9 protein-coding genes are annotated in these 14,635 nt (G+C 52.6%); 5 read left to right on the top strand and 4 right to left on the bottom strand.

The window, feature by feature from the left end; translation table 11 throughout:
- Positions 1–8: 8 nt before the first annotated feature.
- The 3 genes from PAEVO_RS23010 to PAEVO_RS23000 form a co-directional block, all read right to left on the bottom strand.
- The gene (locus PAEVO_RS23010) at positions 9–1,580 is read right to left on the bottom strand and encodes a response regulator transcription factor (protein ID WP_100539856.1); all 1,572 of its coding nucleotides are present in this window, start codon (positions 1,578–1,580) and stop codon (positions 9–11) included.
- A 22-nt stretch (positions 1,581–1,602) separates the two neighbouring features.
- Complete coding sequence (locus PAEVO_RS23005; protein ID WP_100539855.1) at positions 1,603–3,381, bottom strand: cache domain-containing sensor histidine kinase; 1,779 nt, start codon at positions 3,379–3,381, stop codon at positions 1,603–1,605.
- A 416-nt stretch (positions 3,382–3,797) separates the two neighbouring features.
- Positions 3,798–4,862 (bottom strand): copper amine oxidase N-terminal domain-containing protein, encoded by a 1,065-nt coding sequence (locus tag PAEVO_RS23000; protein WP_100539854.1) that lies wholly within the window; start codon positions 4,860–4,862, stop codon positions 3,798–3,800.
- Between the two features lie 316 nt (positions 4,863–5,178).
- On the opposite strand from PAEVO_RS23000, the gene PAEVO_RS33940 reads away from it, so the two are divergent.
- The 4 genes from PAEVO_RS33940 (at position 5,179) to PAEVO_RS22985 (ending at position 11,420) form a co-directional block, all read left to right on the top strand.
- Positions 5,179–5,331 carry a hypothetical protein gene (locus tag PAEVO_RS33940; protein ID WP_165789737.1) on the top strand — a complete coding sequence of 51 codons (153 nt, stop codon included), beginning with the start codon at positions 5,179–5,181 and terminating at the stop codon, positions 5,329–5,331.
- A 433-nt stretch (positions 5,332–5,764) separates the two neighbouring features.
- Positions 5,765–6,655 carry a streptogramin B lyase Vgb(C) gene (gene vgb(C) / locus PAEVO_RS22995; RefSeq protein WP_100539853.1) on the top strand — a complete coding sequence of 297 codons (891 nt, stop codon included), beginning with the start codon at positions 5,765–5,767 and terminating at the stop codon, positions 6,653–6,655.
- 158 nt (positions 6,656–6,813) lie between these two features.
- Positions 6,814–8,463 carry an SWIM zinc finger family protein gene (locus tag PAEVO_RS22990; RefSeq protein WP_100539852.1) on the top strand — a complete coding sequence of 550 codons (1,650 nt, stop codon included), beginning with the start codon at positions 6,814–6,816 and terminating at the stop codon, positions 8,461–8,463.
- Positions 8,460–11,420: a DEAD/DEAH box helicase gene (locus tag PAEVO_RS22985; RefSeq protein WP_100539851.1), complete on the top strand. Its 2,961-nt coding sequence runs from the start codon at positions 8,460–8,462 to the stop codon at positions 11,418–11,420. The genes PAEVO_RS22990 and PAEVO_RS22985 overlap by 4 nt, the downstream gene beginning before the upstream one ends.
- A gap of 909 nt (positions 11,421–12,329) precedes the next feature.
- Here PAEVO_RS22985 and PAEVO_RS22980 read toward each other — a convergent pair.
- Positions 12,330–13,169 (bottom strand): helix-turn-helix transcriptional regulator, encoded by an 840-nt coding sequence (locus PAEVO_RS22980; protein ID WP_100539850.1) that lies wholly within the window; start codon positions 13,167–13,169, stop codon positions 12,330–12,332.
- 136 nt (positions 13,170–13,305) lie between these two features.
- On the opposite strand from PAEVO_RS22980, the gene fabF reads away from it, so the two are divergent.
- Complete coding sequence (gene fabF / locus PAEVO_RS22975; RefSeq protein WP_100539849.1) at positions 13,306–14,547, top strand: beta-ketoacyl-ACP synthase II; 1,242 nt, start codon at positions 13,306–13,308, stop codon at positions 14,545–14,547.
- Positions 14,548–14,635 lie beyond the last annotated feature (88 nt).

The following is a 14,635-nucleotide window of genomic DNA, read 5'->3' as shown; positions in this document are numbered from 1 at the left end:
GATATAATTCAGTCCATAGAGGGACAAAATTCAGGATTTGCCCGATACTCCGACGGGGTTTGTCCCGTCCATTTCTTGAACAGGCGGTTAAAATACTTAATATCCTCATAACCGATTTCATTCGCGATTTCACTGATTTTGGCTGGCGTTTCCCGCAGCAGGTGCATCGCTTTTCGCAGTTTCGCCTGGGTCACGAATTCGATATAATTCTGCCCGGTTTCCTTCTTGAACATCTCGCTGAAATAGTTGGGGTTCATATGGACATGCTTCGCCACTTGTTGAAGCGACAGGCTCTGCCCCAGATGCTCATGAATGAAGGATATCGCTCGTTGGACAGGACTGGTTGTTGAGACCATATCACGATACTGCTTCATGATGAGCTCAAGGGAATCGACCAGCACCTTCTCCGGCGTCTTTGTCAACTCGCGTATATCGTAAGTCTCTTCCACTTTCACCGGACTGGCATAGCCGATAGACGTAGCAGCCCGTATGAGCCAGCGCTGTGCCGAGATGATCAGGGAATGCAGGTAAGCCTGAACCGAACCGGGCGTCGCCTGGCCCTGGCTTTGGATGCGTCCCAGCAAATCCGTCACCCATGCCCGCAAGTCGGCGGATTGTCCAGCACGCAGCAGGGAGGACAGCTCGGTTTCTTCTTCCACCGAACATACCGTTCGGATGCCTTTACGTTCTTCGATATCTTCATAACGGATATGCCGTTCCGAATGCAGCAGCCACTCGTACGAGCTGGCTTCCACAGCGGTGCTCAGCGCAACAGGGAGTTCCCGGACACTGGAAACCGGCCGACCGCTGGCTGCCGTAATACGGCAGTCGTGCGCAGATTCCATCTTCCGAAGAGCGGAATCTACTCGTCCCCATCCACTATTCGGTTCGGTTCGCACCAACAGAAGCAGGGAACCATTCCACTCCAGCCACGCACCATGCAGCCCTTCGGCCATCGCCGTACCGATTAAGCTATGCAGCTCGCCAAGCGCAAAGCGCTCCTCTTCCTCTTGATGTAACGTATGCACCGATAGCATCCAGATCTGCAGCACCGAGCCATTCGTTTCCAATCGCAGCTGAGGATATCGCTCCCATAATTCCGCCTCGGCTTGCCCATCCGGCGGAGCACCGGACGCCAGCAGTCTTCGCAGAAAGCCCCGGCTGACCACCAATTCCTGCGCCTTTCCCTTCGCTTGGCTAAGTCTTCGCTGTATCAATCGCTCTCTTGCTTGTACCGCAGCCTCGATAATTTCCCCGGGCCTGCTCGTCTTCAGCAGGTAATCGCTCACGCCTTCCCGCATCGCCTGCTGCGCATATGAGAATTCATCGTATCCCGAGATGACAATGATTTCGATCTCGGGATACTGCTGCTTGACTTCATGCGCCATATCCAGTCCGCTCAAGCCCGTCATGCGAATGTCGGTAAAAATAATCTCGGGCATTTCAACGGGAATACGCTGAAGGGCTTCCTCCGCTGAAGCCGCGGGCGTCAGCACCGTAAAGCCGTTATCGGCCCAATTGATCACTGTACTCAGACCATTTCGAATGATCACTTCATCATCAACGATCAGTACCTTCAATGTCGCCATCCCCTTTGCTGGATCATTCAGATTGTTGAATTTCAGGTAAATCAGGTATCGTAAACATCACCCGTGTTCCGGCTCCTTCCGTGCTCTCTACACGCAAGCCCGCATCCTTACCGTAATGAAGAAGCAGCCGCTTGTGGACATTTCGCAGCCCGTAGCTTCCGCGCGGGGTCTGCCCCTTCTCGTACTGCAGCGGATTCTCAACCAGCTGATCCTGAAGCCACTTCAGGCGCTCCGTTGTCATCCCAATGCCATCGTCCTCCACCATGAAGTGGATTCCTTCAAATTCACGGTGTCCGCGAATCGTAATCGTCCCCATCCCGTCACGGCTCAAAATACCATGCAGCATGGAGTTTTCAACCAACGGCTGCAGCAGCAGCTTTAACATGGTGTGCGGATACAGCTCCTCCTCCACATGAACCTCAAACTTGAACTTTTCCGGATAGCGGATGGTTTGAATATTTACGTAATGTCGGACATGCATTATTTCCTGCTGAATCGTGCAGTATTCCTGCCCGTTATTGAGACTGAACCTCAAGAAATCGCTGAGCGATCCCACCATCTCGGCAATTTTCACATCCTGGTTCATCAGCGCCAGCCAATGGATGGATGACAGCGTATTGTAGAGGAAATGCGGATTGATCTGCACCTGCAGCGCATGCATATCCGCCTCCTTCTTCAGCGACTCGTTCAGCTTCACTTCGTCGGTAAGCTTCACAATCCGGGAGCTGAGCCGGTTGTAACTGATAATGAGCTGCCCGACCTCATCGACCGTCTTCACCGGGAGCGCAGGCAGAGGCTCCTCCGGGCTTGAGTTCTTGAGGAACTTCGTTAACACGGACAGCGGATTCGTAATTTTCTGGATCAGGAAAAGAACGAGTATAATGGCCAGCAGAATGGCCACGGTGACGGCAACCGCCGTCAATTTGATGAAGTACTGGTTCTGGGAACGGTATTCCTGTGAGGGAATAATGCCGACCAGTTTCCAGTTCACGCTGGACATTTTTTTATAGAGAATGGTCTTCTTGTTGCTCCCCTCGCCATAGTCTATATTTCCGCTGAGCCCCTCAAACTCTCCAATCGAAGGATAATAGTCTGCAAGCGTAAGATTGGTCTCCATATCCGGCGGACCAGCAATAATCCGGTTATTCTCGTCAAGAAGAAGGACAAACCCGGTCTTCTCCAGGACGGCCTGCCGGAATTGATTGGCAATGACACCCTGGTCCAGGTTGATCTGCAGATTCCCGATCGGCTTGTATTTATCCGTGCTCCGGATCGGTCTGGCCAGCGTAATGACTTTCCTAACGCCTTCAAAGGTCCACTGCCGATGAACAAAGGACCACCATTTGGGATGTTGTTCGTAATAGTCGGGGACCACTTCGGTAATATTCCGGAACTCGGAGCGTACCAAGGATTTGTGTGAGATGGCATCTTTACTGCCGAGCGGTTCGACGATGATATTGGCGATATAATCTTTGGAAAAGGCCAAGTTCGTCAAAAAATTAATAACCGTCGTCTGCTGGACGTAGTTGCTCTGCTCGGTCTTCAGATAGGCTTGAACACCGGTATGCCCGATGAGAAAAAGCGAGATATTCTCCACGTCTTTGACCATCGTATCCAGGTAAGCTTCCAGCTGCCGAAGCGTATTCATTCCTGTAATCTTGGCCTTCTCCTCCGTCAGGCTCTTGGCTATGTTAAAAGAGAAAATACCGAGAAACAGCAGCGGCACCAGCGTTGCGATAATAATAAGTAACGACAATTTATGCTTCAGCGATTTCCCAAGCCATTGCTGCATAAAAACACCTCGTTCAAAGTCCCTATGGTATGGGTTTGTTATATTACTTGACATTGAATGCGTTTACTTCCAATCCACTCTCTTTTACTAGCAAAAATGTGTCAGGTTTATTAACTATCTTAGAGGAATCTTAAGACTCAAGTAAATGGTAATAAAGTCCTATGAAAAGGGGTGGAATCTTCTTGCATATGTTCTATAGGTACCATTCCTACTGGTTCCTTTCCGGAGATCATGGAGGGGATAAATCGGAGGTGTTGGATTAAAAGAAACACAAAAAGGGCGCAGCAGCACCCTTTTGATTAACGAAGCACATCTTTCTATCAAGCTTTATGCTTCTAGTCCATGATCATAACATCTTATCAGATATGCGTTTATATGTAGATCTAAAGTTTTACATCACTAAACCGTTACTTCCCCTATTCTTCCAGACTACTATACTCCATGCTATCCACCACAAACTGATTCAACTCTTCATCAAATCGGTATGTTATTTGCAGATCCCCGGCGAAGCCGGCCGGACTGATGCTTCCCGCAGCTTGCGTAACAAGCCGACCTTCCTCTAGTTTGTGTCTGACAACGGCCCCGAAGCCAACCTTATCATATAAGTAGCTTTTATCCTTGGAATCATCCTCGATCCTTTCGACATACTCCTTCCCGTCGATCAAAAGCTTGATAACAAAGTGATCCGCATACTTCTCGATGTTGGATTGCACATGGCTCAGTACCGCCTGCTCCAATGATTCGATAGGAATTTCCCTCAGCGTCTCGACGTCGACTACATGCATTTCCCCCATGTAAAGCCCCGTTCCGGTCCCGTCCACATAGAACACCACAACGTCAGGCTTGCCATCGCCTGTAACATCCTGATATTGAATGACGGGTTTCCGCGTACCGTCTCCGCCGTTCCAGTCTTCAAAGACCCGCTTCCTTCCTTCAACCTCGATCACCATTCCTTCATATCTGCCATATTTCGTTGCGCTTACCGGATACAGCTTCACATCCCGGTTCTCCTCTGCCGTTGAAACGTCCACATCCGGCGTATAGATGTAAACCATACCGTCCTTCGTATCCAAGCTTACCTTTGCACCATACAGCTCCGCTAACAATCGAGCGGGAATCATGACGCGCCCATCCTTCAGCTGAGCGGGAACAGACAGGATGTAGATCTTCCCTTTTCCCTTGGCTTCCTTACTCCCCATTTTCAGGGTGACTTGATCGGTGCCCGTATTGACGGTTACCGTCTTGCTCTTGTTATTCCAACGGAGCTGCATAGGCTTCAAATATTCCCTCACCGTGTTCAAGGGGACCAGTACTGTATCATTCACGATGACAGGTTTGACGTCCGTCGTGACAACATAATGATTGACGTTTAATTGCAAGTCCTTCTTGTGCGCAGCCTGAGCCTGTACCACCGTACTTAACAGCATCGCGGCCGCTATAGCGCTGCTTGCGACCATTTTTGTCCATTTCCGGGTGATCATGTTCTCTAAATCTCCTTGGTTTGTGATATTCGGTAATGCTTATATAACTAAAACGCATCGTGACCGGGATTGGTTCGTTCATATCAATAAATGATATCCATACTTCCTCTGTCGTCTCCTTCCTGCCAGGCCTCCAATTATTCACCCCATTCAATGTCAAAAATCATGACCACGCTCCTTCTGTTATGTTAGAATCAGATATGATTGTTATAATATGGAATAAATAGTTCGAGGTTATCATTCCGGTTCCGGGAGAACCCTGCAAGGAAAATGTAGAAGGGAGGCGAGCCATATGAGTATAGGTAGTTCCAGTTCCATGTTTCATTTATGGCCCATGTTGATCTTAATCATAAATGGACTTTTTATGCTGCTTGGTTTGTATGCATTGTATCTGATCATTAAACTTTTGATTCGCGCCATAACAGCTGTCGAGCTCTACATCGATGAGAAAAGAAACCGGCGGTTGTGAAGGTAAACTTCAGTTAATTCAGGGTTGAAACCACTGAATCTCCTGTGGTAAAGTCTAGGCAACCAGAAATGAAAGGGTGAACCAAAAGCCAATGATCCACTAATCCTGTCCCAAACATTGGAAAAACACTTCGTTACGAGGTTTTTCGGGATAGGATTGTTGCGGCTTTTTTTATATGTGACGGGTAGATGCTTGAAGCTTCTTTACAAATGAAGCCGGTATCTTCTTTTGTCCGTATTCAGCCTCCTATTCCGAAATCTCGGAGTGGGGGGCTTTTTTTAAAGAGTAAGAAAGCATCAACTTCAAAAGACCTGTCATCCTTATCTCGCAAGAGCAGCTTCCACTATACGCGGAGACTTGGATATGCTCAGACCCATGAAGAATCCGTCTTAAAGCATTCCTAACAACTTTCTATACAAGGAGGCATATTTGCATGCAGATCATAACACAGGAGTACAAGACAGTGAATCGGGAGTCGGGACCTTATGGTATTACGACAGGACAAGATGGGGCCATATGGTTCACGGAACATAAAGGAAACCGGATCGGACGGCTCACCAAGAATGGGGATATGCGCACGTTCGAAGTGCCGACTCCGGATGCCGGGGTTATGTCCATTCTATCTGCCCGTACCGGTGACCTCTGGTTTACGGAGTACACAGCGAATAAAATCGGAAGAATGACAATGGAAGGAACATTTACGGAATTTGAACTGCCTGAAGCCAACTCGTCTCCTTACGGCCTGACGGAGGGTCCGGATGGAGCCATATGGTTCACCGAGCTAAACGGCAACCGAATCGGAAATATAACGCCGGCAGGCGTTATCACGGAATATGCCTTACCACGCGAAGGCTCGTACCCTTCCTATATTACAGCGGGTCCGGACGGCGCGTTGTGGTTCACGGAAAACCAGAACAACTCCATCGGACGGATTACGGTGGACGGGGAGATTACCGAGTACCGGATTCCAACGGAGCAATCCGGCCCGGTCGGCATCACGGCAGGTGCCGATGGCGCCCTATGGTTTGTTCAAATCAACGGCAATCAAATCGGACGAATCACAACGTCCGGGAACTTCACCGAATATAAGATCCCGTTTGAAAACGCAAGGCCCCACGCTATCACGGCGGGTACTTCCGGAGATCTCTGGTTTACCGAATGGGGAGCCAATCGAATCGGACGAATTACCTGTACCGGGGACATGACCGAGTACCCGATCCCAACCCCCTCCGCTGAACCTCACGGTATTACCGTGGATTCCGGGGGCGAGGTCTGGTTCGCCGAGGAATGCGATCAGATCGGCCGGTTTACGATTCAATATTAGGTTTAGGATGCCAACCTATTGCTCCGCCCTAAAAGAAAGCCCGTGCAGCTTGTTGCCGGGCTTTTCCAGCGTGAAGCTGCCCCGACTTGTTTCTTCATCTATGGGAATGTGATAGATTAAATGGATACTTAGAATTATTTCTCTTAGGAGACCGTCCGATGATGAACCCAAATCAAACGTTAGATGATATACAATGGCAGACACTAATTCAACAAACCGCAAGTTTTTTCAGCGATTTGACCATTAAACGGGGATTTCAGTATTACAAGCAAGGCCGTGTTCACGCAAGCGAGCTGATAGATCCTCCCGGGATGATCGAGGCTGCCGTAGATGGAACGGAAACCTACCGTGTCAAGCTTCATCTTCACTCCCTGAGTGACAGCGAGTGCAGCTGCCCCGTTAATGAAGGCTGCAAGCATATGGTGGCTGTTCTGCTTGACTATGCCCAGCTTCAGGGTCGTTCCATTCATGCCCTGGTTAATGCGCATTCCACTACGTATGCTCCCACCTCTTCCTATGACCGAAGCGATTCCGACTTCAGTCCAGCGCAGGAACGGCCATCTGCCGGAGCATCGAAGTGGAGAGTCAAGGCGGACCATTTGCCCGAGCTGCCCATCTCCGCATGGCATGAGCTGTTCGAAGTTTGCACGGCTTCGCTGGGAGCGAATACGCAGAATTCGTTCTACGCCAAAAATGCACTGGCCTCCCTCCATCACATCAAACCGCCCATGCCACCGGATATGGAGTCATTATACGAGCTTCATGCCCATCTCTTTATTCTCGAGAAGCTGGTCAAGCAGCCCGCCAGTGCCTGGAATTCCTCCGGCTCCTACATTGGCTATCATACGCAGGTAGCAGCCGATCATATCCTGGCCAGAATCGAGCGCATCTTCCATGAAGGGCTGGAAGACAGCGAAGATGGAGAGGCATTCAAGCAGCGACTTACCGAGACGATCTCGTTTGTCCGACGGAGCATGCTGGGCGAGCCGCGGAACCGTAAATTTTACGCGCAGGTCTATATGCAGCTCTGGATGTACTGGATCTATCCGTTTGCGAAAAAAAGCACCCGCTTAATCGAGGCAGAGTTAGAGCAGCTGCAGGCAGCCGAAGCCGAATTCAGCAGCACCCTCTCGCGTGCCTCGTGGTATATGGCACAGGGCTTAATGTCCTTCTACCTCGGACAAGACGAAACGTCTTGGAGCCTGATCAGAGAAGCAGACAAGGTGAGCAGTCTGTCCCCGGCTTCCGTCCTGGGCTTCTTCGACATGCTGCATTCGGGGCAACAATGGGAACGCTTAGCCCGCTGGCTCCCGGAGATCGGCCCGCTGCTTGGCAGTCACCGCAGCGAGCATCTCAGCAGCTATCAATTCTACTGGGATGCCGTCATAGCGCACCTGCCCGAGGAGGCTGAACGGATGTGGAGCAGTCTTGCCGACATGCTTCCTTATTCGAAGGACATCTATCAGAATGCCTTGATCACACACGGCAGATGGCGGGAATGGATCGACTACCAAATAAGCACAGGCAGGGAGCCGCTGGAACTCCGGGTCAGCGAGCTCGCTCCGATTGAGAAGAATGCGCCCGAGCTGCTGCTGCCTTTTTACCATCAGGCCGTCGAGCGGTACATCCTTCATAAGAACCGAGCCGGCTATAAAGCAGCCGTCAAGCTGCTCAAACGCTTGGCCAAGCTATATAAAAAGCTCAAGCAGCAGGAGCGCTGGGATCTGTTCATGATCTCGTTGTCCGTACGAAACAGCCGGCTTCGCGCATTCCAGGAAGAGCTGCGGAGAGGAAAGCTGATATCATGAGCAGACACACCGAAACCATCACGGTTCACATGGCACTAAGCGAATACGGAGATGCCGTCCTATACGGATCTACCGTCATGCGGGGTTACGTGTCCGGACAATACCTGAAGCACCGCTTATTCGCCTGGCACGAAGCTTCCTTCTACGGAACAGAGCTTACCGTGCAATCCGTTCAGGATATGGAAGTGGTCATCCTGCCTTCCGAGCAGGTCATACCGTTCTTTGCGGATGCACGCCTGCTCGAACATATTGAGTGGATATGGGACGAGGATTGCCTTCCCTTCATTGAAATTGCACCTTCGCTGGCAGCTTGCATTCAGGACAAGCAATACGCGCCGAGCCTGAGCGCCTTCAAATCGGGAAGGCTGCAATGGATCTGGGATGCGGAGGCGTTCACAGCGGAAGAGTTGTCCCGTCTCTCCCTGCTGGATGCAGACGAGATATGGAATGAGGGCTTACGGGCGGCGTTCTCTGCCGCCGTTGAAGATCAATGTTACGGCAGCGAAGAGGCCGCGGCTGACCTGCGCAGGGAATACCCCCTTCTCTTCTCGCCGAACCGAACGGCAGCCGAAGGCATGGACGACAAGTCCTGGCTGATCGCTATCGGATGGCGACCGGATACCGCTCCGTTCCGGCCCCTCCTGCAATTGCTGGAACCGGACGAAGAAGAAACCGAGTGGCGTCTTCAGCTCGTATTGCAGGACAAGCAAGACGCCGCATCGCTTGCAGCCGTTCGTCTGGCCGAAGACGGGCAGGCATACGGATCATGGCCGGAGACTTGGACGGCTCATATCAAGGAGCGATCCTCCGGCTGGCTCCAAGGTTTGCAAGCAGCACTGCCCTCACGTATGCTTCACGCTCCCGCTGAAGACGTGCTCGGTACGCCTCTGTCCGACGAGGCGGCATGGCAGTTCCTGACCGCGGACAGCCAGCGGCTGCTCCAGTCAGGCTGGCTGGTCCTGCTGCCCGCTTGGTGGGAAGCCGCCAGCAAGAAGAAGCCCAAGCTGCGGGCGAAAGTGCGCTCGGGCGAAGGCGAGAACGCCGAGCGAAGCAGCGGCGGTTCCCTATTCGGTCTGGACGCGCTGGTGAATTTCGATTGGCGTATCGCCATCGGCGAAGCTACCCTTTCCGAGGCCGAATTCGCGGAGCTTGTTGCCCGGAACGAACGGCTTGTGCGGTTCCGGGGCCAATGGATTCCGCTGGACCCCGCCCTGGTCGCCCAAATCCGCCAGATGATGGCGGGCGTAGACCGTGAGGAAGGTCTATCGTTTCAAGATATTCTGCACCTTCACCTGCTTGGGAACAACGATGAGTCCGAGCAGACTCAGCAGGATGCGGAGGAAGCGCGGGACCCGGAACGGATCAAGCTTGAGGTGGAGCTGAACGAGCACCTCGTGAAGCTCATCGGCCAGCTCGGCCGGCAAAGCGAGTGGCCGAGCCTCCCTGTCCCCGCCGGGTTGAAGGCGGAACTGCGGACTTATCAGCATGACGGCTTTGCCTGGCTTGCCTTTTTGCGGCGTTACGGGCTTGGGGCATGCCTCGCCGATGACATGGGTCTTGGCAAAACCGTGCAGTTTATCGCCTACCTGCTGCACGTGAAGGAGACAACGATGCAGCGGGAAGAGCGACGCCTCCCTTCTCTGCTGATCTGTCCCACCTCGGTGCTGGGCAATTGGCAGAAGGAGCTTGAACGGTTTGCCCCGTCGCTCCAGGTCATGCTCCACTACGGCGGCAAACGAAGCAGCAGCGAGGATTTCTATAAAGAGGCTTACCAAGCCGATATTATCCTGACATCTTATGCTACCGCCACGCTCGATCAGGAAATGTTAAGAGACATGAAGTGGGAAACGATCGGCATCGACGAGGCCCAGAATATCAAGAATGCCGACACCAAGCAATCCGCCGCCGTGCGAAGTTTTCCGGCAAGGCATCGCGTTGCCTTAACCGGCACACCGATTGAGAACCGGCTGTCCGAGCTGTGGTCCATCTATGACTTCATCAATCCCGGATATCTCGGCAGCCTGCGCGCGTTCAATCTCCGGTTCATTCAGGCCATCGAAAAAGATAAAAACGAGCAGCGTACGGCCGATCTGCAAAGGCTGATCAAACCCTTCATGCTCCGGCGTAAGAAGAAGGATCCCGCGATCCAGCTCGATCTGCCGGACAAAAACGAGATGAAGACCTATATCCATCTCACAGCCGAGCAGGGTGCGCTTTACGACCAGACCGTGAACAGCCTGCTGGAACGCATGCAAAAGCTTGAGGGCATCGAGCGCAAAGGCGCCATTCTGGCAGCTCTTACGCAGTTCAAGCAGCTCTGCGATCATCCGGCGCTGCTCACAAAGGAGCCGCTCCCGGAATTGCCGGGAGGCGGCGGCTTGCTTGACACCGAAGCCGTCGTCAGCCGTTCGGCCAAGCTGGAACGGCTGCTGTCCATGGTGAAGGAACTGCGGGACGAAGGCGAACGCTGCCTGATCTTCACCCAGTATATCGGCATGGGCGAGATGATGCGGCAGGTGCTGCATCAAGAACTTGGGGAGCCGGTGCTATACTTGAACGGCAGCACGCCCAAGCGGACGCGCGACCGCATGATCGAGCAGTTCCAATCCCAGAAGCTGCCGCCCGAAGAGCAGCCGAACGTCATGATCCTCTCGATCAAGGCCGGCGGCGTCGGCCTGAATTTGACCGCCGCGAATCACGTGTTCCACTTCGACCGCTGGTGGAACCCCGCAGTGGAGAATCAGGCTACCGACCGCGCTTATCGGATGGGACAAACCAAGGATGTCCAGGTGTACAAGTTCATCTCCATGGGGACGCTCGAGGAGCGGATCGATGAGATGCTGGAGAGCAAGCAGCAGCTAAGCGATCAGGTTATCGCAAGCAGCGAAGGCTGGATTACCGAGCTGTCTACCGATGAGCTGAAGGATCTGTTCACGCTGCGGCGCGATTGGGCTTAATTGTCATTATCAGGAGTAAACGAATAGTCGATCGTGGACATTCGCCCCCGAAGAGATGGAGCACAGCGGAATCCTGTGAAACTTCTGGGAGGGCCGCAAGGTGTCGCTCTACAACGACGATATCGTTGAATAGCAGAAAGCCCCGTGTGCGGACACGGGGCTTTTGTTATTTGGAGGAGTTTAATACTTAGAGTAATTTCGTTTTGTCTACGCGCATGAAGCTTATATGGCTAAGGTTTCTAAATCCAAACCAGTTGAAGTACTTTGTCTTGGGTAATCCGGTGCAACTTGAGGTACTCTCGATTACACAGGTAATCCGGGCAACTTAAGGTACTCTCGATTGCAGGTAATCAACGCAACTTGAGGTCCTCTCGCTTACGAAGGTAATCCACTCAACTTGAGGTAATCTCGATAACGCAGGTAATTCGGTCAACTTAAGGTAGTCTCGCGGCAACTTAAGGTACTCTCGCTTACCCAGGTAATCCGGCAACTTAAGGTACTCTCGATAACGCAGGTAATCCGGCAGTCTTGAAGTGCTTCACTTACAAGGAGAACTCCGATTCATCCGCACAAGATGGCCGACACCAGAACGTTTGGCAACCTGCTGGTAATTAGGTAGGAGGAGAGTGATTCTTTGTATTAACGGACTCAGAATACGCTATTTAAGACAAATTCATCATTTTTAGCGACTGAACGGACATAGGATCCGTTATTTGTGCCAATACAGCATAAAAATGCCGGATATGCGCCCAATAACGGATCTTGTGTCCGCTGCGGTTTAAATTATGGCGTGATCTCATCATATAACGGAACTGGAGTCCGATAGGAACAGCGAGTAGTTGACTACTTCAAGAACAGTAAGTGCCGACGCCGGATCGGTATTTCCGGCCAGCCCCCCACTCCCTCCGCTTACTTCTCCTCCATCAGCTGCCGCAGCTTCGCTTCCGTGGTCGTATCGGGAGCGGGCGTATAGATGCTGCACCGCAGGTCATCATTTCCGTACACTTTCAGCGACGTGAGCTCATAAACCATTTTCCCGGCCTTGGCATGCCGGAATTCCAGATGTACCTCCGGGGCATAACTGACCTGGCTCTGCTCCCACATCCGGTTGAAATCCGGGTGCCCGTTCTTCATCTCCTCCAGAAAACGGTCATACCACTCATCCTCGACGTATTGACCGTAATAGGACCGGAACATCGACAAGAAGCCGCTGGCGAACTGCTCCCAATTCACCGCCAGCCGTTGAAACTCTCTGCGGGTGAAGAGCAGCCGGATCATGTTCCGCTCCTCGGGCGGAATGCGGTCAAAATCCAGGAACACGTACGCAGCCGCACGGTTCCACCCCACGATGTTGCACATCCGATCTGATATCATGACGGGGCAATATTTCAGCTCGGTGATGATTTTTTGCAGGGACGGGCTGATCTGCACCGCTTCTTGTTTGACCGTATAAGGCTCCGCCCCGCTCTCCAGCGCCAGAGAATACAGATATCTGCGCTCATCCGCGTTCAACTGAAGCGCATTGGCGACGCAGTCCAGCACGGACGACGACACCTGGATGTCGCGTCCCTGCTCGAGCCAGGTGTACCAAGTGGTGCTGACACCCGCCAGCTGGGCGACCTCTTCCCTGCGCAAGCCCGGCGTTCTCCGTCTAGTCCCGGGCGGCAATCCGACGGACTCGGGCGAGATTTTGGCACGCTGTCCTTTCAGGAAAGCCGATAAAGCTTGCAATTTAACCTGAGAATTCATCTTATGGGCCTCCTTCCGTTATTAAGGATAGCAGTATTTATACTAGGATAAACGGTATCTTGTAATAGGATACTACACGTGACATTATAACCTTAAGATTGACAAGTTATAAAGTCTTAAAGGAGGCTGTTGATCCATGGAAAGAGTCGTTATCACCGGTATGGGCGTCATATCGCCGCTGGGCCACGATGTTGAGACGTTCTGGTCCCGGCTGGTACGGGGAGAGTCCGGAATTACACATATAGAAACTTTAGATACATCCAAACAGAAAGTAAAAATAGCAGGTGCCGTGAAGGAGTTTGACGCAAACGCGCTGTTTGGCGTTAAGGAAGCCCGGCGGTTGGACCGCTTCTGCCAGTTTGCCTTGGCTGCGGCCGATCAAGCCATAAGTCAGTCGGGACTCAATCTTGATCAGATTGATCATGAGCGGATGGGGGTATACGTTGGATCTGGCATCGGTGGTATTCAAACCTTAATGAATCAGAGCGACACGCTGTCTTCCCGAGGACCCGAGCGGGTGAGCCCTACCCTGGTTCCCATGATGATTCCCAATATGGCGGCAGCGCTCATCAGCATTAAATACAAGGCCCTGGGCGCTACGCTTGCGCCGGTTACCGCATGTTCGATCGGCAATACCGCGATCGGCGAGGCTTTCTTTAACATCCAGGCGGGCCGCTCCGATGTGATTATTGCGGGAGGCTCCGAAGCGGCGTTGACCGATATCTCGCTGGCCAGCTTCGCAAATGCAACCGCCCTTTCCTCCCGCAACGATGAACCGGGCCGGGCCAGCCGGCCGTTTGATACGGACCGGGATGGATTCGTCATGGCGGAAGGTGCCGGCATCCTCGTTCTGGAGTCCCTTTCCCATGCCTTGGGCAGAGGCGCCGAAATTCTGGGCGAGGTCATCGGATACGGCGCCAGCTCGGATGCCTATCATATGGTCGCCACGCCGGAAGACGGCAACGGCGCGGCACGGGCAATGAAGCTGGCCCTGACCGAGGCGAACCTCTCCCCGGCCGACGTGGATGTGATCAGCGCCCATGCCACAAGCACGGTCATCGGTGACCGTTCGGAGACAGCGGCCATTAAGCAGGTGTTTGGCGAAGAGGCGTATCGCATTCCGGTAACAGCTAACAAGTCGATGACCGGACATATGCTGGGCGCATCCGGCGGCGTGGAGGCCATTGCGCTCGTAAAATCCCTGCAGGAAGGCATCATTCCACCGACGATCAATCTGGAGAATGCCGATCCGGCATGCGATTTGGATTATGTACCCAACCAGGCGAGAAACGCCGAGCTCCGGATTGGTATGTCGAATTCCTTCGGCTTCGGCGGACATAATTCGGCGATTGTTATCCAGAAATATGAGCATGAGTAACCTTGAGCCCCGGACCCCAGTGAAAACTGGGGTCTTTTTCTTGTTGCGATTCTGGAAGGAAGGGCTGAATAATGAGACAAAAACAATT

Origin of the sequence: Paenibacillus sp. GM2FR, from assembly GCF_002803325.1 — a bacterium.
Lineage (GTDB): Bacteria > Bacillota > Bacilli > Paenibacillales > Paenibacillaceae > Paenibacillus_AQ > Paenibacillus_AQ lautus.
Note: the sequence above shows the minus strand (reverse complement) of the source record. Positions and strands in the feature narration are given on the sequence as shown.